The sequence below is a fragment of the Sphingobacterium sp. N143 genome, from assembly GCF_030325625.1.
In the GTDB taxonomy this organism is placed as follows: domain Bacteria; phylum Bacteroidota; class Bacteroidia; order Sphingobacteriales; family Sphingobacteriaceae; genus Sphingobacterium.
On the sequence record NZ_JACAIS010000002.1, the window covers coordinates 371,582 to 391,051 of the forward strand.

13 protein-coding genes are annotated in these 19,470 nt (G+C 43.3%); 7 read left to right on the plus strand and 6 right to left on the minus strand.

All coding sequences use genetic code 11. The features are described from left to right. Positions 1–66: 66 nt before the first annotated feature. From HX021_RS05140 to HX021_RS05155, 4 genes are all read right to left on the minus strand, one after another. On the minus strand, positions 67–1,785 hold the full coding sequence (locus tag HX021_RS05140) for a M64 family metallopeptidase (RefSeq protein WP_286588944.1): 1,719 nt from the start codon (positions 1,783–1,785) through the stop codon (positions 67–69). Positions 1,786–1,883: 98 nt separating this feature from the next. Then, the gene (locus HX021_RS05145; protein ID WP_286588945.1) at positions 1,884–2,744 is read right to left on the minus strand and encodes a helix-turn-helix domain-containing protein; all 861 of its coding nucleotides are present in this window, start codon (positions 2,742–2,744) and stop codon (positions 1,884–1,886) included. A 168-nt stretch (positions 2,745–2,912) separates the two neighbouring features. Then, entirely contained in the window at positions 2,913–5,249 is a 2,337-nt protein-coding gene (locus tag HX021_RS05150; RefSeq protein ID WP_286588947.1) for a glycoside hydrolase family 95 protein, read from the minus strand. Next, on the minus strand, positions 5,239–7,119 hold the full coding sequence (locus tag HX021_RS05155; protein ID WP_286588948.1) for an alpha-L-fucosidase: 1,881 nt from the start codon (positions 7,117–7,119) through the stop codon (positions 5,239–5,241). The genes HX021_RS05150 and HX021_RS05155 overlap by 11 nt, the downstream gene beginning before the upstream one ends. Positions 7,120–7,395: 276 nt before the next feature. Here HX021_RS05155 and HX021_RS05160 point away from each other — a divergent pair, with 276 nt between their 5' ends. After that, the gene (locus HX021_RS05160) at positions 7,396–7,884 is read left to right on the plus strand and encodes an META domain-containing protein (RefSeq protein ID WP_286588949.1); all 489 of its coding nucleotides are present in this window, start codon (positions 7,396–7,398) and stop codon (positions 7,882–7,884) included. A gap of 144 nt (positions 7,885–8,028) precedes the next feature. Further along, on the plus strand, positions 8,029–9,201 hold the full coding sequence (locus HX021_RS05165) for a trans-sulfuration enzyme family protein (protein ID WP_286588950.1): 1,173 nt from the start codon (positions 8,029–8,031) through the stop codon (positions 9,199–9,201). Positions 9,202–9,338: 137 nt separating this feature from the next. Here HX021_RS05165 and tpx read toward each other — a convergent pair whose 3' ends face one another. Then, positions 9,339–9,839 (minus strand): thiol peroxidase, encoded by a 501-nt coding sequence (gene tpx / locus HX021_RS05170; RefSeq protein WP_286588951.1) that lies wholly within the window; start codon positions 9,837–9,839, stop codon positions 9,339–9,341. Between the two features lie 145 nt (positions 9,840–9,984). Here tpx and HX021_RS05175 point away from each other — a divergent pair, with 145 nt between their 5' ends. From HX021_RS05175 to HX021_RS05185, 3 genes are all read left to right on the plus strand, one after another. Then, positions 9,985–11,211, plus strand: a complete 1,227-nt coding sequence (locus HX021_RS05175; protein ID WP_286588953.1) for an OmpP1/FadL family transporter — start codon at positions 9,985–9,987, stop codon at positions 11,209–11,211. Positions 11,212–11,236: 25 nt separating this feature from the next. Then, positions 11,237–12,547: an SGNH/GDSL hydrolase family protein gene (locus HX021_RS05180; RefSeq protein ID WP_286588954.1), complete on the plus strand. Its 1,311-nt coding sequence runs from the start codon at positions 11,237–11,239 to the stop codon at positions 12,545–12,547. 194 nt (positions 12,548–12,741) lie between these two features. Further along, positions 12,742–13,158 (plus strand): OsmC family protein, encoded by a 417-nt coding sequence (locus HX021_RS05185; RefSeq protein ID WP_286588955.1) that lies wholly within the window; start codon positions 12,742–12,744, stop codon positions 13,156–13,158. Positions 13,159–13,271: 113 nt separating this feature from the next. On the opposite strand, the gene HX021_RS05190 is transcribed toward HX021_RS05185, so the two are convergent. Next, positions 13,272–14,327, minus strand: a complete 1,056-nt coding sequence (locus tag HX021_RS05190) for a DUF2157 domain-containing protein (protein ID WP_286588957.1) — start codon at positions 14,325–14,327, stop codon at positions 13,272–13,274. 212 nt (positions 14,328–14,539) lie between these two features. Between HX021_RS05190 and uvrA the strand changes: the two genes are divergently transcribed. Both uvrA and mutL read left to right on the plus strand, forming a co-directional pair. Then, entirely contained in the window at positions 14,540–17,380 is a 2,841-nt protein-coding gene (gene uvrA, locus HX021_RS05195) for an excinuclease ABC subunit UvrA (RefSeq protein ID WP_286588958.1), read from the plus strand. Between the two features lie 196 nt (positions 17,381–17,576). Then, complete coding sequence (gene mutL, locus HX021_RS05200; protein WP_286588960.1) at positions 17,577–19,457, plus strand: DNA mismatch repair endonuclease MutL; 1,881 nt, start codon at positions 17,577–17,579, stop codon at positions 19,455–19,457. Positions 19,458–19,470: the final 13 nt, after the last annotated feature.

Here is a 19,470-nt window from a genome sequence, read left to right on the forward strand (position 1 = left end):
GATTTATAAGTTAATTAACCGGCACTTTAAAATTAACTCATAAATCATTTGACAGCAATAGTGTATCTAAAATATTACTTCTGTTTTTTCACTCTTACAGGTGGTTTCCAGATCTACTTTCTGAACATAAACTTTCCGGCGGCTGTCGGTACGCTTTAATGTCAGTATGTTATTTGTACCAGTTGGACGAACATATTCGCCATTAAATTCATCCCATTCATAAATAGGGCTACCATCAGCATTTAACCAGATGTAATTAAACCTGGCGTCGGACTTATCCTGTACGATCAGCTGGATCTGGTTTTTCTTTTTGCCGCTCTTGACACGGATCTTCGTTGGTCGCTCCACTTTCTCCAGCGTTTTTAACAAAACCCGGGCAGGAGCGGATTGTTTGTTTTTCCAAGTTGCAACCACCTGATAGTAGCTAGATCTCTTCAAATTCTGTACAAACACATTACGACCGGTTCCGAGCAGTTTTCCGGTAGCAGTCTCATACCAATGATAGTTCACTCCAGCCACCGGCTTCTTCACACTGAGCACTTGATCCCCTCCAAAACAGGTCTCCAGCGTATCGCCCCAGGTACGGACAGGAGCCATCAGATCAGGAGAAGTCACCTGATCCAGTTGCCAAACCACGGAGTCTATATGGTTTACATAGGCGGGGTTACGCAGCAGATTCGTTGTATCCCGAATGGTGACCTTCAGTTCGTTGGAACCAACGGTCAGCATACCCGGATCGACATAGATTGAATCTATATCGGTGGCAATGGTTTCGCCGTTTAACAACCAGGTCAGCTTAAAGGTATTTGGTGATGGTTTTGCCAGATGTAAGGTAAATTTCTGCAGGCTATCCAGTGTCATGCTGCTTTCCAAGGCTGGCTTTACAGCGATAAAAGGGCTTGATTTCCGTTTTATCGAGGCCACAAACTGTTCTTGACACACCGGACAGAATGGAGCTACAAGATATTGCATTTTACAATATTCATGCGGCCGGAACCAATTCGAAGGCGAACCTTTATCTCCATAGGAGTAGATGCCGACACCATCTTGACCAATCCAGTATTTCCATGGAATCTGGTTCACATCTGCCGACTGCGAACGGTTTACCGATTCAATGGCATATTGGTTGCCTGCCCAATATTCATCGGCCAATTGAGCAAAGGAATGTCCGATTTCGTGTACTGCAATATCATTACTTTTGAAATTGACCGTTGAGGTTGCCCACTTACCACCGGACCCACCATAAAAAGGTGAATTGACCAAAATGACCACCTGTGTATAGTTAGGGATATGACCCTTCAGGATTTGTTCAATACGGTCATTATCTTGAGGGACCACCAGTCGATGCAGTCCACCATTGTCAAAGCTACTGCCGAAGATCGTCTTGGGATGGGTCACCGGGACGGGATGGTCCCGGGGAAATTTATTGTATCGTTTTGGATATTTGCTCAGGTCTATTTCACCATGTACACAATCTTCCGCTTTACAGTCATGGGTCGCACCGGACTCTTCAGATATGGTACGGATGGCAAATACATTAAAGAAACTACTGTACTGTTTAAAAGGTTCTATCGAGAAAAAATAACCGGTAAACTGCTTGGCATCTTCTACATAATCGTTCAATTGGTCCTGGGTATAGCCGTCGCCTAAAATCACCAGATTTACCATACTTTTGGTTGTCCCTTGATATTGTAATGTATCGATTTGGTAGATGCTTGATTGGGCCTTTGCTTGCACAAAACAGAAAAACAGACAGGCAAGTAGACTAATTAGATTTTTGTTCATTGGAGTGACCATGTTAAACTTCAAAAATAGCATTTTTGCGTCTGCGATCTTTAAATTTTATTGACAAGAGCTTCTCCTATATTATCAACTGGAACAGCTTAATCGCGCATACGATGCTCCTGTACATATTCACTTGGGGAGAGTTTCGTAATTTTTTTAAATACCCGGTTGAAATTGACCACATTGTTGAAGCCTGTCTTAAAGGCTATATTGGAAACACTTTCAGAGGATTCATCGATCAGCATTTTACAGGCCCGCTCAATCCGGATCTCATTCAAAAATGTCACATACGTTTTTCGGGTATGTTTTTTAAAATACTTGCAGAAGGCATGTGGTGTCATATGCGCGACAGCAGCAATATCCTCCAGGGAGATCTTGTCTCCAAAATGCTGAAAGGTATACTGGAATATTTCATTGATGCGAAGTCCTTCCGCATCCGAGAATTTCTTTTGTGGAATACCGGTGTACAATGAAGTCCATTGATCCACCTTTTTGCTCAGGAAGTTGATGAGCTTTACAAAAGACAATAAGCGGTCTATGCCTGCCGTGGAATTGATCTGTATAAATTTCTCTTTTAAGGTGAGGGAGTGTTCGGCATCTAGCTTCTTACTCACATTGATATGTTCCAGGAAGTACTTGACATCATCAAATTCGGGAAAATCCAGAAAAGACTTAAAATGCTCATAATCGAAAAAAATATGAATGGCATGAATCCCATCTTTGATGTCTTCCGCAGTCTTAAACATATGGGGTTCATCGGCATCCACAATATAGATTTCATTTTCTTCAAAACTATGGGTAAAGTTGCCGATCATAAAGGTCCCCCGACCCTTTAAAATATAAGTCAGCTGGATTTCTTTGTGCCGATGGTAATTGCTATAAAACGAAGGCAAGACATCTTCTTGTACACAAATAGATCCTTGATAAACGACGGGGACAGTAAATTGAACAACCTTCATGCTGATTGAAATAACAAATATTAAACCGTTAATTCAAATATACCATTTTTTAAGACAATAAACGTTAAATTTCAGCAGATTTCCTTCAGCTCAACTCGATTGCTCTTCTATTTATAACAAATACTAATTTAATATACCTTGATTTTGCCCGCTCAGCATCAAGAAAACTTAATGCACCTGGTAGTCCTTATATTCTCCATTTTGAAAGATGCGTACTTTTCCTTTTTTTCCACTGATGTTAAGATCGACAATTTTTCCATTCTCCCATTTCATGTCTACCGTATAATTCCCACGGGCTTTAAGTCCTTTCACCGCTCCTTTAGACCAGGTTTTAGGTAATGCTGGCAGCAGGTGGATATATCCATTGTGACTTTGCACCAACATCTCGGCAATCCCCGCAGCGCCACCAAAATTACCATCAATCTGAAATGGAGGATGTGCACAAAACAGGTTGGGATAGGTCCCAGCGCCCTCTCCCTGATAGGTCGTTTCACTGGCAAAAGCAGGTTTTAGGAGCTGTCTTAGGATTTCCAGTGCATGGTCACCATCCTGAAGTCTTGCCCAGAACAAGATTTTCCAAGCTCTGGACCAGCCTGTCCCTTCGTCACCGCGTACGGCCAGGGTTTTACGCGCCGCTGCTGCCCATTCGGGTGTGGTCTGCGGAGAAATAAATGCTGCTGGATATAATCCATATAAATGGGATACATGGCGATGTTTGGGTTCTACTTCTTGATAATCCTCCAGCCATTCCATGACACGTCCGGACTTACTGACGACTACAGGTGGTGGAATTACCTCGAGTTTTGCTTTCAAGGTCCCCACAAAGCTATCTTTTATCGCCAGAATAGAATCAGCCTGAATCAATGCCTGATACAATTCACGTACAATTTGGTTGTCTATTGTCGGTCCCATGACCACCGCAGCAACATGACCATTGGCCATGCGAAAGGCATTTTCAGGTGATACTGAAGGTGCCGTAACCCACCAGCCGGTCTTCGGATCCTGAATCAAGGTATGGTCGTAAAATTGTGCTGCTCCTTTTAAGATCGGATAGATTTCTTTCAGATACTGTTGATCACCCGTAAAAAGATAATGCTCCCAAAGGTGATTACAAAGCCAGCCCGAGGCTGTACTTGCTCCCCAGGATGCCTGTTCTCCAGGAGCAGAATACCCCCAGATATTGGTCATCATATAGACCACCCAGCCCGGCGCATTGTAGTATGCTTTTGCGGTATTTTGACCGGTCTTTGCAACCCGTTTGATCATTTCAATAAAGGGCTTGTGGTACTCGCTCAGGTTATTGACTTCCACCCCCCAATGGTTCATCTGGGCATTGATATTCAGATGATAATCGCCATTCCACGGGGTATTGATCTCATTGGCCCACAGCCCTTGTAAGTTTGGTGGAAGCGCATGGGGATGTCCCGGGGCCGAACTCGAAATATTCAGGTAGCGCCCGTACTGATAGTAAATTGTTGCCAGATCTGGATCCTGAGCAGGATTTTTATAAAATTTGGCAATACGTTCATTGGTCGGAATACCTGCGTTCGATGGATTTCCAAACAGCTCCAAGGTAACCCTGTTGAAGATCTTCTGGTAAGTGGCCAGATGATTTTGGTATAATTTACCTGGACTGCTGGCCGGAAGCTTGGCCATGGTCGTCTTCACGGTCTCCAACGGATCTCGTCCATAATAGGAAGTACTTGCCGTCAGATAGACCACAAGATTGCCTGCTGCTGAGACTTCCAATATGGAATCTTTTTTACTGACCTGCAGGTTGTTGCCTTTTATTTTAATCAGCCCAGCAAATCTTAAGTTTCTGCCGCCCTTGCCATCTGGTAGCGCCCCTTCGATCAGGATACCATCGTCCAACAGTGTATATCGATCTATATGCTCCTTCCGTTCGAAAGAGAGCCCTACAGTCTGTACCGCGTCTGTATTTTGGTCCAGCTGAATGATCCCTATATTTTTATCAAAAGAGGTATAATAGCGACGTTGGATTTTCCGATTTCCGATCTTAAACGAGGTTTTCGCCGTGGCTGTCGACAAATCTAAGGAACGACGGTAATCTTCCACGGGCGCGGATGGTAGTTTATACGTCAGGATCAGGTCACCAAACAACTGGTAACTGCCATAAGGTACAGTGGCACCATTTCCCCCGCCCGAACCTTTGCCATTGGTCACAAAAGTTTCGTTGACCAATTTTTCGGCTTCGTCGTTCTTTCCAGCCTTCAGTAAGGTCTGGATGGCTTCAACATTTTTATAAGCCTGGTAGTTATTGGGGTCTTCCGGGCTCCCAGACCACATGCTGATCTCGTTGAGGACGATTTTTTCCCGTTCCGGACTCCCATCTGGCATCATGCCGATCAGTCCATTGCCCAAAGGCAGCGTCTCCTCCCACACCTTAGCGGGTTTATCATACCAAAGTTCAAGCGGTTTATCCTGCGCAAAAGAGAGCGTAGCATGAGCTAACCCCACCACGAGCAGCAGCAGTTTATTTACCATAGAGTTCAAGTTCGGCAATAGTCAATTCATTGCCCTCAATAAATTGTTTGGGTTCAAATTTGATATACTTGGTATCGGCTGCTGTATCAAAAAACACTTGCTGCAGAATTGGGTTTGCCTTGATATTGGAAAATTCACCTTCTTTGGCCAGCGTCCATTTTTTACCATCTGCACTGGTGGATATCTTATACTGTGTCGGGATGCCTCCTGTTTTCCCGTCCTGGCGAGGAAGGAAACCAATACCAGAAGTGGCTCCATTAGTGGCAATCACAAGAACTCCCTGATCTCCAACTGTAGCAAAGGTTGATGGTTTCCCATCAGTTATATATGCATTATCCTTCGATCTTCCTGTTTTCAATTTAAATCCAGATTGCTTTTTAAGCTCCTGGGTATCAAACGAAAAAGATTCATCATACTCTTTGAATAAGCCAAAATCACTGAGGGTGATCGCGACAGGAGCATAGATATGTAAACGTAGACGTGCGGTTGTGGTTGGCTGCTCAAGTTTTATCAGGCGGTTTGCACCGATACTTGTGGCCTTGGCCAGCGGTTTCCAAGCATTGTTTTCCCATTGTTCCAGGGCCACACTGTCGATACGTTGTCCCAATTTGATATTCTCGCGTAGCTGAATGAGGTCGAATGTCGCCGGAGACTTCAACTGAATTTCCAAGGTTGCATCGGTCTTCGTATCATCCGTAGCCCAGTAGCTATACCGGTCAGCATCAGTAATAAGTGCCGTGGCATAGGTTTTTGTATCTCCATTGCGTGTATTCGAAGCTGTAATCGTCGCCCCTTCGGCCAGGTTATCCTGGAATGTCAGCTTGATTTTCTTACCAAAAGCCTGCAACGATTTAACATCATTTTCATGAAGTGTGCCGGAAGGCATCGGTGCTAATCCAAGATTCATACAGGCACCTCTTCCTACGGACTTCAAGTAGATTTCAAAGAGCTGATTTGGTGTCTTTACACGGCTATTTTGCTCCTCATGATAAAACCATCCTGGGCGTTGTGGCACATCACATTCTGCCGGGATCCAATACTTTCCATTTCTATCACCCGTTTCTGCATTATGGGATTCTGTTGCTCCAGGCACAGCGACTTTCCCATTTAATCCGATCGGTGTAAAAGTGGCCCAGGATGTTTCAGCGGCAAATCCTTTCTCATTGCCTACCCAACGCATATCAGGGCCAATATCTGAAAAAATCACTGCATCAGGCTGTAATTTCCGTACAATTGGCCAGGTCTTTTCATGCCATTCGTAATAGGTGGTCCGATCGATTATCCGTTTTCCTTCATGTCCACCATAATAACCATCACCTCCATTGGCACCATCGTGCCATGAAGTGAAAAGCGGCCCATAGTTGCTCATCAGCTCAGTCAGCTGCTGCCTATATGCATTAGCATATGCTGCTGTACCATAATGTTCGTCATGACGGTCCCAAGCGGAAAGATAGACCCCAAATTTCATCCCATTACGATGGGTCGCTTCCATAAACTCTTTCACCATATCACCCTTACCGTTCTTCCAGGGAGAGGAAGCAACGCTATAAGAGGTTGTCTTGGTAGGCCATAAACAAAAGCCATCGTGATGTTTTGCAACAGAAATCAACCCTTTAAATCCCCCCGCAGCTGCGGCCTGAGCAATTTGGTTGGCATCAAAAGCCGAGGGATTGAACAGCGATGGTTTCGCATCACCATATCCCCATTCCTTATTCTGGAAAGTGGTCGGTGTATAATGGATCAAACAGTAAGTTTCCATCTCCTGCCACTTCAATTGGCGTTCGGTAGGCAAAGCTCCGTAAGCTTTTAATGTATCGGGTTTAACAGTTCCGCTGGAGAGCAAGATGGAGGATAGCAAGATTGTCAACATATTCTTTATTTATCTTCTAGAAAATTAGGTTGTAAAGTCCTAAGATAAGAAGTTTAATCACATTTTAAATGTAAAATTTCTGTATTATGGTCTATCCATATCAATCAATCGATTGTCATAGAAAGCTCCAGCCTTATTCTACTGTCTTCAGTTGTACTTTTTTAAGAAGTTAACCCCATCGCGCAACTCCTCACCTCGGTTGAGGATAAGATTGGCATGATAATTATAAGCTTATAGTACAGAAAAAGGATTGTTATATTATTATTAGAAATGATTATGAAAGGAAACTTGATGATTTTGGCAGTTGCCCTGGCTTTCTCAACGATTGCCTGCAACACAACAGGAAAAAAAACAGAAGCCACCAGCACTGGAGACACAGCGACCATGGTACAAAAACCAAGTACTGTCGATAACGCTTCATTGGAGGGAACCTGGGAGCTTAAATCGCTCACCACTCCTGAAACAGCAGGGAAAGCGCTCAATGAGCTATTTAAAGATAAAATCCCGACATTGACATTTACGACAAAAGACCATAAAGTGGAAGGCAATAATGGTTGTAATGGTATCGGTGGGACCTATGAAAGTGAAAAAGGAAATTCCATCAAAATTGGCGACAAATTGATATCTACCATGATGCACTGTGAAAATGCTGCTTATAATGAATTTATGAATGGTTTGAAATCCACCACAAATTTTGATGTAAAAGACAATACGTTGACCTTCATCTCGGGGGACATTGTTGTGATGCAATTTGTTAAAAAATAAAATAACCATGGTTACATGGCCGGCATGTATGCCGGCCATTTTTTTTTGTTAGGTACGCATGTCTTGTGGTAATGAATCAAAAAAATGAGTTTTTTAGTCAGCAGGTCTACCATTTAAAAGTTTCATCTCGTACCTTTACACATCATGAAACAAGATCAATCTAAAATCATACGAGAACAGGTCGATCGTTCAGCACTTCGCGAACATTCGACTCCGTTATACTTAACGTCAAGTTTTATCTTTGACAGCGCAGAGCAAGGTCGGGCAATCTTTGCGGAAGAAGAGCAGGGAATGGTGTATTCCCGTTATGCGAATCCAAATACGACTGAATTTATCAACAAAGTCTGTATTATGGAAGGCGCTGAAGCAGGTTTATCCTTTGCTTCGGGGATGGCCGCCGTATTTGCTTCTTTTGCAGCAATTATCCAAAGTGGCGACCATATCGTTTCGTCACGTGCGATATTTGGGTCCACTCATCAGTTATTTACACAGCTTTTCCCACGCTGGGGGGTCACAACAACTTACGTCGATGCAGCTAACCCCGAAGAATGGGAAAAAGCCATACAGCCAAATACGAAAATTATCTTTTTGGAATCACCATCTAATCCCGGACTGGAGCTGGTTGATCTGGAATGGTTAGGCAAATTCAAGGAGAAATACCCGCATATCATTCTTTCCATCGACAACTGCTTTGCTACACCATATCTTCAGAAACCGATTCAATATGGATTTGACCTTGTCATCCATTCTGCGACTAAGTATATGGACGGACAGGGCCGTGTCTTGGGTGGTATCGTAGTTGGGAAACAGGAATTGATGGACAAGCTGATGTTCTTTATCCGCCATACCGGGCCAGCCTTATCCCCATTCAATGCATGGATTTTGTCCAAAAGCTTGGACACCTTGGGAATCCGTATGGACCGCCATTGTTCAAATGCTCTTGCTTTGGCAGAGACCCTCGAAAGTCATCCTGAGATCGAGGATGTCAAATATCCATTCTTACCGAGTCATCCACAATACGAGCTGGCGAAAAAGCAGATGAAAGCCGGTGGTGGTATTGTAACCTTTGTGGTTAAGGGTGGTTTTGAACGTGCAAAAGCGTTTGTTGATCAATTGGAAATGATCTTATATACCTCAAACTTGGGGGATTCACGATCAATCGCGACACATCCGGCTTCTACGACACACTCCAAATTATCCGAAGATGAACGCCTAAATTTAGGCATCCAACCAGGCAGTATCCGCCTATCCGTTGGTCTGGAAGATCAACAGGATATTATTGATGATATCCTACAGGCATTGGAAAAAACAAAATAGATGAATAAAAAAAGCGTGCTTCAGAAATTGAGCACGCTTTTTTATTGTCTTGCATCTTGAGGCACTAGTTGTGTTCAGCTTAACGCTTGCTTATATTCTCCTTCATCTTTGTTCCAGCGCTAATCTCCCGTGCTTATTTAGTTCAACGAAGCAATAGCCGCTGCATAGTTTGGTTCATCTGCAATTTCTGCTACTTGTTCTTCATATAATACTTTTCCGTTTTCATCCAATGTGATGACAACACGGCTCAGCAAACCTGCCAAGGGCCCATCTGCAATTGTCAGTTGGTATGCATCCGAAAAATTTGTATTTTTATATTCAGATAATGTCACGACATTATTCAACCCTTCTGCGGCGCAGAAACGGCCTTGAGCAAAAGGTAAATCTTTTGATATACACAACACTACAGTATTGTCCAATTGTGACGCTTCTTTGTTGAAGGCACGTACAGAAGCCGCACAAGTTCCGGTATCTACACTAGGAAAAATATTTAACACAACTTTTTTACCTTTGAAGTCTGCTAGGGATTTATCGGAAAGATCTCCTGCAGTTAATTTAAAATCAGGCGCTTGCTCGCCAACCTGAGGCAAATTGCCTTTTGTGTTTACTGGATTGCCTTTAAAAGTGATTGTAGCCATATAATATGATCGTTTAATTTTTAGTATCCTTGCACTTAAAGGTACGAGCAAAAAAAATATTACACAACATTTATTAATTTTAGTCAAACATTTATTATGTTAGCATTGTATTTTAAAGAGGAATTAACCAAAAATAAACACTAGTATGAAGAAACTATTATTCTCAATACTTTGTGCAAGTCCGTCGCTCTTGTTTGCACAAGGATCACAAGTGAATCTACAAAGTCCCAAAGCTGTCGGCATGGGAGGTGCAGGCTCGGCCTACTTTATAGATGAATCTTCCATTTTCTATAGCCCGGGTGCTTTGGCAAAAATGGACCATAATGCGATTTCCGTCGCAGGGAATGCTGTTATGTACAAATCCGCGTTTCAAGAAGCTGGAAGCACTGTTGTTTATCATACTAGAAATCAGGTTTCAACGCCATTTTCAGTATTTGCTGCCATTGGTCCAAAAAACTCCTGGTGGAAGGCTGGTATTGGTGTTTATACGCCTTATGGTGGGGCTGTAGACTGGGGAAAAGAATGGATCGGCAAATTCAGCCTGGTCAGTTTGTCTTTGCGTGCCATCTACATCCAGCCTACCTTAAGTTTCAAATTGACTGACAATTTCAGTATTGGGGGTGGTTTTGTTTACAATATAGGTACCGTTGATCTAGAAAATTCCGTTCCAGTATTTTATCCAGATGGCCGTGCTGGGCTTGCAACATTAAAAGGTACGGGTACAGGTACGGGCTATAACGTCGGTATCCACTATAACCTAGACGATGATTTTGCTTTATCGTTAAGTTACCGTTCAAAGGTCGTCACCAAGCTTAAAGATGGGGATGCGATTTTTGAAGTTCCTGCATCCGTGGCAAGTAATTTCCCCGAGGGCAATACCTTTAGCGCTGAGCTGCCTTTACCTTCAACATTTGCTGCAGGGATAGCCTTCCCTGTTTCAGAGAAACTGAAGATGGCGATCGACGCAACACTTATCAACTATGATGTCTACAAGGCACTGGATTTCGATTACAAGGAAAATACGCCTGTACTACAGGACACGCATTCGCCGAAAAAATATGATAAAGCGGGCTCCGTTAAAGCCGGATTGGAATACATTGCATCCGAAAGCCTGCAATTGCGTATCGGTGGAGGAATTATTTCAACGCCTGTACAACAGAGTGCATATGTTTATCCGGAGACACCTGACAATACGCGGTACCTGATATCTGGGGGGCTCACGATTAAGCCCTCTCCAAAATTTGATATCACCGGTTCATTTGCCTACCAACGCATCATGGCCCGTCATTCAACGAATGTCGACAGTCACCTTTCGGGCACCTATGCGACCAATATTTTTGCACCCGGTATCGGTATAAGCTATAAATGGTAATTATTAACAGCCTAATTTGATAAAGATGAAAAAAAATAAACTCTATATAGGTGCGGTGTTCGTACTGCTATCGATCGCCTCATGTAAACCGTCTCTGGACGAATATACCCCATCTGCGGGCGCTGTCGACTTTTCGAACTACGTTGCCATTGGAAACTCATTGACCGCAGGTTATGCTGATGGCGGGCTTTATTTAGAAGGACAAAAAGTAGCCTACCCTAATTTGATTGCTGAGCAATTAAAACAAGTTGGTGGTGGCGAGTTTAAATCTCCGTTCTTTAGTGAAGCACAAGCCAACGGTTCGGGTTATATTACCCTGACCGGTTTAGTCAATGGACAGCCGGTAACTGCGCAGGTAACTGATAAGTTGGCTTACCGTTCGGCTTCGCCAAAACTATTGACCAAATATACCGAACCGATCAACAACTTAGGCGTACCGGGTATGCGTATGGATATGGCTTTTGCTGAAGGTATAGGATCTCCAGCAGGAAACATGTATTTTGAGCGTTTATTGCCAGATGCAGATGTCATGAAGACCTATTTTACCTACTCGACGACTCAAAAACACACTTTTTTCAGTTTTGCTCTGGGCAACAATGATGCCCTTGGCTGGGCAACAAATGGTGGTGTACAGGATGGACCAACGTCAACATTGACATCAACGGCTTTATTTACCTCTCTGCTAAACAACTATGTCACGGCTTTAACTGCTGGCAAACAAAAAGGAGTCTTGGCCACCATTCCTGATGTCACTGCAACACCGTATTTTACTACAGTTACACGTACAGCTTTATTGGCAGCAGTCAATGCTACCAATCCGCCACAGCCTGTTAAGGATATTTATATTACTACAAAATCAGGTCCTAGAGCGGCAACCGATAAAGATTATTTTGTTCTTCCTTTTTCATCAACTGGTTTATTAGGGAAACCGAATGGCGCTCAAATCCCATATGGTTTGCACCCACTGAACCCAGTAGAAGACAAATACGTACTTGACGTAAATGAAACTGCGACTGTCGTGGAACGCATCAATGAATACAATGCAGCCATTAAAGCTGCAGCAGCGTCAAAAGGACTTGCTGTCGCGGATGTGCACGAGTTCCTGAATAATGTCAAGGGGGGAGTACGAATCAATGGACTTGCTGTCAGTGCCAAATATATCACTGGAAATGCTTTTTCACTGGACGGCATTCACCTCACTCCCATCGGAAATGCATTGATGGCAAACATTTTCATCAATGCCATCAACAGTACGTACAATACCAAAATCCCTTTGGTGGATGTAGCGCAATACCGTGGTGTAAAATTACCGGATACGGTTGCTCCGACAAAATAAGTTGTAGCCAACATACTGACAAAAGGCAGACGTTTATTCGTCTGCCTTTTTTGTATATTTGTGTAACATGGATCCAGATTGACTAGCCCAAGTATCAATGCATGAAAATAACAGGGTGAAGTGATATTTGGGTTCGCCAATAGTAGCATGACGTTCAATAAAAGCGGGCAAAAAACGAATAAAGAAATACGAAGATGAAAATCAAATTAAACCGTGTCAACCAAGCTGTGCATTTCGAGGCCAGCAGTGAATTATCTCCTGTCAAAGTTAACATCGATGGCTCTGAAGCTATCGGCGGTGAAGGCAAGGGGGTCCGCCCCATGGAACTGGTGCTCATGGCAGTAGGTTCTTGCAGTGTCTTTGACCTCCACAGCATATTGGTCAAACAACGCCAGCAAATCGATGATATCCAGGTCGAAGTCGAAGGGAAACGCCGGGATGAAATTCCACAGACATTTACGGATATCCACATTAATTTCTCTTTAAAGGGTAACATTGACGAGGTGAAGGCCGCAAAAGCTGCTGAGCTGGCTGTCAAGAAATACTGCTCCGTACATGATATGCTTGCTGCTGGTGGGGTAAATATTACCTATTCATTGAAAATCAATTAATATTATCATCCGACAGGATCTCCACCAAGCGATGCCCATTACCCTCACCTATTCTATTCCTGGAAAATAGCTGTGGCAATGGGCATTTTTTAGGTCCGGGATCACCAATACGATCAGCCCTCGATTTCTTCTTTCCGCCTATTCCACAGTTTTTCGGCCCAGCGACCGACAAACCAAAATGAAACTGCAAGGATCAGAAAAAATACAGCCCTATTGATATTGTCCCAAAGGTATTCGACATATCTGGTATAGATATTAAGTACTAAAAACACAAAGCCCACCTCACGGGTGACATTGTCTTTGGCCCTCAACCCATAGATCACCAAGAACGCCGAAACTGCAGTTGATAATATTCCCCAATAGAGCATATGATACTGGCGTACGGTGGTCCACTCATAAAAATCTGCATAGTTACCGAATATAGATAAAGTCCATAATGAGACCATCAGATAAATCAGTCCAATAATATAACTAATGGGCTGAAAAACCCGCAGCTGCTCAAATCGGGGTTGCGCCCAAACCGCTGCCGCCGTGATCAGAGCGCCAAAAATGGTAAAACGCAAGGGATAATTCATCCCCCAAAATTTAAATCCCCAATTACTATGATAAGCTGTTTCAGTGGCAAACCATACCCCTAAGGCAATCAACATAAAAGTCCAGATCAGCTTGCTATGGAGCTTTACGGCCAGCAGCCCATAGATAGCAACAGAAAGCAGGAATAAAAAAGAATAATGCATGGTGTCTTTGTCCAATACCTTTCCCATAAACCCGATGCAAGCAGCTGTACCAAATACACCGATCAGCATCATGGTTTCTGTGGAGAGATGCTTATAGGGGTACCGTTTTTTATACCGAAAACCCAAGGTATAAAACAGTACGGCAACCGCCGCAAAGAAAAAACAAAACAGGATATTGGGAGCTTCATACAGTGAGTCTACAAAAGCTAAAAAAGTAGCATCGGTAAACAAGGAGAACACTGCAAATACTAAAGAGGCAAGGGCGATCCAGAAGGCATAACGTGCCAGCTGTCCCCAGTCAAAACTTTTGACATCGAGACTTTCCATAAGTTCATTGGCCTTCTGTTCGTCCAACAGATTTTCTTTTTTCCAAAATCGGACAATATCTTCAATCGATTGCTTCTCCTGTTTGCTAACGTCGTATTTTCGCATATGTATTACCTTATTGACCTCCATCCCTAATCCGATCACAAGATAGCAATATCCTTTATATTGACAACCACATAACCGCATCACCAGAGAGCTAAATCACTTGTATATCACATTTTGTTCCAAAAGTCAAATGGGCTCGCATAATTCCTTTAAAATCTGTAATTTTGCATGTTTTGCATTTCATCCCTTAACGGGGACTTTAAGGAGTTTTCATGACAGTAAAAAAGGGCCCAGATTTGGGCGAACAAAGTGAAGTTCAAGTATTTGGCGCACGTGTACATAATCTCAAAAATATAGATGTTTCTTTTCCAAGAAATGAATTGGTCGTTGTTACAGGCTTAAGTGGCAGCGGTAAATCTTCCTTGGCTTTTGACACCATTTATGCGGAAGGTCAGCGCCGTTATATGGAAACATTCAGTGCCTACAGCCGTCAATTTTTGGGGGGCATGGAGCGCCCTGATGTCGACAAGATATCGGGACTGAGCCCGGTTATTTCCATCGAACAAAAAACCACAAGTAAGAATCCACGCTCCACAGTAGGAACCATTACTGAAGTCTATGATTTCATGCGCCTTTTGTTCGCCCGTGCCGGGGAAGCTTTTTCTTATATGACGGGAAAAAAGATGGAGCGGATGTCTGACGACCAGGTCATCGAACGGATCCTCACTGAATTTGAAGGACAGGCATTGAATATCCTGGCCCCAGTTGTCAAAGGTCGTAAGGGACATTACCGTGAACTTTTTGAACAGATCCGCAAACAGGGTTACGTCAAAGTACGTGTTGATGGTGAAATACTGGATCTTGTCCCTAAAATGCAGGTGGACCGCTATAAAATTCACGATATCGAAATCGTAGTAGATCGGTTGAAGGTAGAACGCGAGGACATGAAACGCTTGCAGACTTCAGTCATGCAAGCCATGAAAACTGCAAAAGGTATTATCAAGGTTTCTACCAAAGACAATCAGGAACAGTTTTATAGCCGTTATTTGATGGATGCTGAGTCAGGAATTTCCTATGATGAACCACAGCCAAATACCTTCTCATTCAATTCACCCTACGGGGCTTGCCCGACGTGCGATGGACTGGGTTATATTTTTGAAATCGACAAAGATACCGTCATTCCGGACAAAAAGCTAAGTATTCAAAAAGGTGGTCTTGCGCCTTTGGGGCCGACCCGCGAGAATTGGACATTTGAGGTCCTGAAAGCAGTAGCAAAAAAATTAGACTTCACAGTCACCACAGCACTGGAGAAACTTCATGCGGAACAGATCGATCAGCTCTTGTTTGGCAATAAAGAAGAGCCGATTGTCGTTACGGTATCCTATGGGAGCTACGGTGCCCGTGAGTATCGCGTTGAATTTGAAGGTATCTTCAAGATGCTTGAAGAATTTTCAGGAAAATCTTCGGATGAAACTCCTTCTCTGGATGATTTTAGAACGAAGGTAACCTGTCCAAGCTGCCATGGTGCCCGCCTGAAGAAGGAATCCCTGCATTTTAGAATTGCAGACAGAAATATTCATGAGTTATCTACGCTCGATATCGCTACACTGAAAGCCTGGTTTGATCAAGTTGAGCACAAGCTAGATGATCGGCAATTGGTCATCGCTACAGAAATTCTTAAGGAAATCCGTGCCCGTCTGGGCTTTCTCTTGGATGTCGGCTTAAATTACCTGACTTTGGACCGCACTGCCAAAACACTTTCAGGCGGAGAGGCTCAACGGATCCGTCTAGCGACACAGATCGGCTCCCAGCTGGTCAATGTGCTTTACATCTTGGATGAGCCAAGTATCGGTTTACACCAACGGGACAATGAACGCCTAATCAATGCGCTCAAAAACCTGCGTGATATCGGCAACTCAGTACTGGTGGTCGAACATGATAAGGATATGATCTTACATGCGGACTATGTGATCGATATGGGACCTGCCGCAGGCCTTCATGGTGGCACGGTAGTGGCCGAAGGCAGTCCTCAGGAAATCTTAAAATCTGATTCTTTAACTGCGGCTTATCTCAATGGTAAAAAAGAAGTGAAGATCCCTGAAAAACGTCGTACAGGCAATGGTAAAACATTGACACTGCATGGAGCAACAGGACACAACCTAAAGGATATTTCTGTGGCGTTTCCACTGGGTAAGCTGATCGTTGTCTCAGGTGTCTCGGGTTCGGGCAAATCCAGCTTGATCACAGGCACTTTGTACCCCATCTTAAATAAACATTTCTTTCGGGCTAAGGCTACACCGCTGCCGTTCAAGAAAATCGAAGGCTTGGAACATATTGACAAGGTCATTGAAATTGACCAAAGTCCGATCGGACGTACGCCGCGATCCAACCCTTCGACGTATACAGGAGTATTTTCGGATATCCGAACCTTATTTGTTCAACTTCCGGAGGCGAAGATCCGGGGGTATAAACCGGGGCGTTTTTCATTCAATGTCAAAGGGGGCCGTTGTGAAACCTGTCAGGGTGCCGGACTGAAGGTCATTGAGATGAATTTCCTTCCTGATGTTCAGGTTCCTTGTGAAACATGTCATGGAAAACGCTACAACCGAGAAACTTTGGAGGTAAGATATAAGGGAAAATCCATTTCAGATGTGCTTGACATGAGCATCAATGACGCCGTAGATTTCTTTGAAAATGTACCGAGCATCTACCGGAAGATCAAAACTTTACAAGATGTAGGATTGGGTTACATCACTTTAGGTCAGTCATCCACCACATTATCGGGAGGGGAGGCGCAACGGGTTAAGCTCGCTACGGAGCTTTCAAAAAAAGATACTGGAAATACTTTTTATATTCTTGACGAACCGACTACAGGACTTCATTTTGAGGATGTCCATGTACTGATGGGGGTAATTAACCGTTTAGTAGATCGGGGGAATACTGTACTGATCATCGAGCACAATCTCGATGTGGTCAAATCTGCAGACTGGGTCATCGACATCGGCCCTGAAGGAGGAAAAGAAGGTGGTCAGGTGCTATTTGAAGGTACACCAGAGAATTTAATTAAAAATAAGAAAAGTGAGACTGCACGTTTCTTAAAATCGGAGATGTAATTTTGTACGTTTTTCATGGCTCAATTGTGCTAAAAAGCAATTCAGCGCGCGCTCATACGAGCGTTATAGCACATTGGCATGCCATGGTTCTCGTCATGTTTTTTTCATATTTAAAAATAGGTCATACGGAATATCCAGTTGATTTTCATCCGTGTTTGTGCTGTCTAAACATGGATATTTCGTAGCTTTGTACTATATGTCGGATATTATTCAATTACTTCCAGATAATGTTGCTAATCAGATTGCGGCGGGAGAAGTGGTGCAGCGACCAGCGTCTGCCATTAAAGAATTGATTGAGAATGCCATTGATGCTGGAGCTGACAAAATAAAACTTATTGTTAAAGATGCAGGCAAATCGCTCATCCAGGTTATTGACAATGGCTGTGGTATGAGTGTAACAGATGCACGTCTTTGCTTTGAACGCCATGCGACTTCAAAGATCAGAAAGGCTGAAGATCTATTTGCGATCCGCACCATGGGCTTCCGCGGTGAGGCCATGGCCTCCATTGCAGCGATTGCACAGGTTGAGCTCAAAACACGTCGTATAGAAGATGAACTGGGTACTGTCGTTGAAATCGAAGGCTCAAAGGTGGTCAATCAATACCCCGAAGCAGTTGCTGCAGGAACAAATATCTTAGTCAAAAATCTGTTCTACAATATTCCTGCCCGTAGGAACTTCTTAAAGAGCAATTCGGTGGAAATGCGCCATATCATTGATGAATTTCAACGTATCGCATTATCCAATCCGCAGATTTTCCTTACTTTACATAGTGATGGCAATGAAATTTACCATCTGCCAGCCGAAACACTGAAACAACGGATTGTCCATATTTTCGGGAATAATTACAACCAACGGCTAGTTCCTGTGGAAGAAGATACTTCCATTATCAAGATAGAAGGATTTGTCGGCAAACCTGAATTTGCCAAGAAGACCCGTGGTGAACAGTTCTTTTTCGTCAATAAACGTTTTATACGGGATCCTTACTTGCATCATGCGGTTATGAATGCCTATGAAGAAATTCTGCAGGCAGAAACATTTCCTTTTTACGTTCTGTTTATCGATATTGACCCCGCCCGTATTGATATCAATGTACACCCAACGAAGACGGAGATCAAATACGAGGATGACAAAGCCATCTATGCTATCATCCGTTCAGCAGTAAAGCGGTCTTTAGGTCGATATAATATCATGCCTTCGCTGGATTTCGAACAGGAGACGAGTTTTTCCAATTTGATCACAAAAAAATCACTGGATGAGATCATTGTTCCAACGGTGACTTTTAACCCCGACTTCAACCCCTTTGATACGGACAAATCAACGTCAAATTATTCGCGATCGGATCATTATGCTGAAGGATTTGCCAAGAAAACGGGTGGGATACCAAGCAACTGGGACTCCTTGTATCAAATTGTTGAAAAAGAAGAATCTGTTCAGCTCCCCTTACATACCGAAGCGGAATTGGAAACAGACCGCCCACAACATATCCAGGTAGAAGATAAGGCCTCTTCCAAGCTGTTCTTTCAGTTACACAACAAGTATATCGTTTCGCAGATTCATTCGGGCTTTATCCTGATTGACCAACAGTCGGCTCATGAACGTATTCTTTTTGAACAATTCCTTGCGCAACTGGATCAGCATAAAGGTCTGAGTCAGCAGAGCCTGTTTCCGCAGACTATCGATCTGAATGCCGCAGACAACGAATTGATGAAAGACATACTGGATGACATCAATGGGTTAGGATTTCAAATTCGTGAATTTGGAAAAAATTCTTATATTATAGATGGAATTCCTGCAGACCTCGGTACTGGCTTTGATGAAATAAAGATGATCGAGAAGATATTGGAAGATTATAAAAACAATCAATCCGAGTATAAGCTCGCTAAGCGGGAAAATCTCGCGAAAAGTCTTGCCCGCAATGCGGCAATCAAGCCAGGCACACCGCTTGACAACACGGCTATGGCAGAATTGGTTGATAAGCTCTTTGCTTGTCAATCACCCAATACTTCCATCTATGGCAACCCGGTGATCGTAACATTTACATTGCAAGAATTGGCTGAAAAATTTGGCAAAAACTAGAAGATAAAAAAAC

Bases quoted from the DNA above. Each gene is read 5' to 3' on its own strand.
- HX021_RS05180 (WP_286588954.1), top strand. From the start codon at position 11,237: ATGAAAAAAAATAAACTCTATATAGGTGCGGTGTTCGTACTGCTATCG.
- HX021_RS05150 (WP_286588947.1), bottom strand. From the start codon at position 5,249: ATGGTAAATAAACTGCTGCTGCTCGTGGTGGGGTTAGCTCATGCTACG.
- HX021_RS05140 (WP_286588944.1), bottom strand. From the start codon at position 1,785: ATGAACAAAAATCTAATTAGTCTACTTGCCTGTCTGTTTTTCTGTTTT.
- HX021_RS05155 (WP_286588948.1), bottom strand. From the start codon at position 7,119: ATGTTGACAATCTTGCTATCCTCCATCTTGCTCTCCAGCGGAACTGTT.
- mutL (WP_286588960.1), top strand. From the start codon at position 17,577: ATGTCGGATATTATTCAATTACTTCCAGATAATGTTGCTAATCAGATT.
- HX021_RS05185 (WP_286588955.1), top strand. From the start codon at position 12,742: ATGAAAATCAAATTAAACCGTGTCAACCAAGCTGTGCATTTCGAGGCC.
- HX021_RS05190 (WP_286588957.1), bottom strand. From the start codon at position 14,327: ATGCGAAAATACGACGTTAGCAAACAGGAGAAGCAATCGATTGAAGAT.
- HX021_RS05145 (WP_286588945.1), bottom strand. From the start codon at position 2,744: ATGAAGGTTGTTCAATTTACTGTCCCCGTCGTTTATCAAGGATCTATT.
- HX021_RS05160 (WP_286588949.1), top strand. From the start codon at position 7,396: ATGAAAGGAAACTTGATGATTTTGGCAGTTGCCCTGGCTTTCTCAACG.
- HX021_RS05165 (WP_286588950.1), top strand. From the start codon at position 8,029: ATGAAACAAGATCAATCTAAAATCATACGAGAACAGGTCGATCGTTCA.
- uvrA (WP_286588958.1), top strand. From the start codon at position 14,540: ATGACAGTAAAAAAGGGCCCAGATTTGGGCGAACAAAGTGAAGTTCAA.
- tpx (WP_286588951.1), bottom strand. From the start codon at position 9,839: ATGGCTACAATCACTTTTAAAGGCAATCCAGTAAACACAAAAGGCAAT.
- HX021_RS05175 (WP_286588953.1), top strand. From the start codon at position 9,985: ATGAAGAAACTATTATTCTCAATACTTTGTGCAAGTCCGTCGCTCTTG.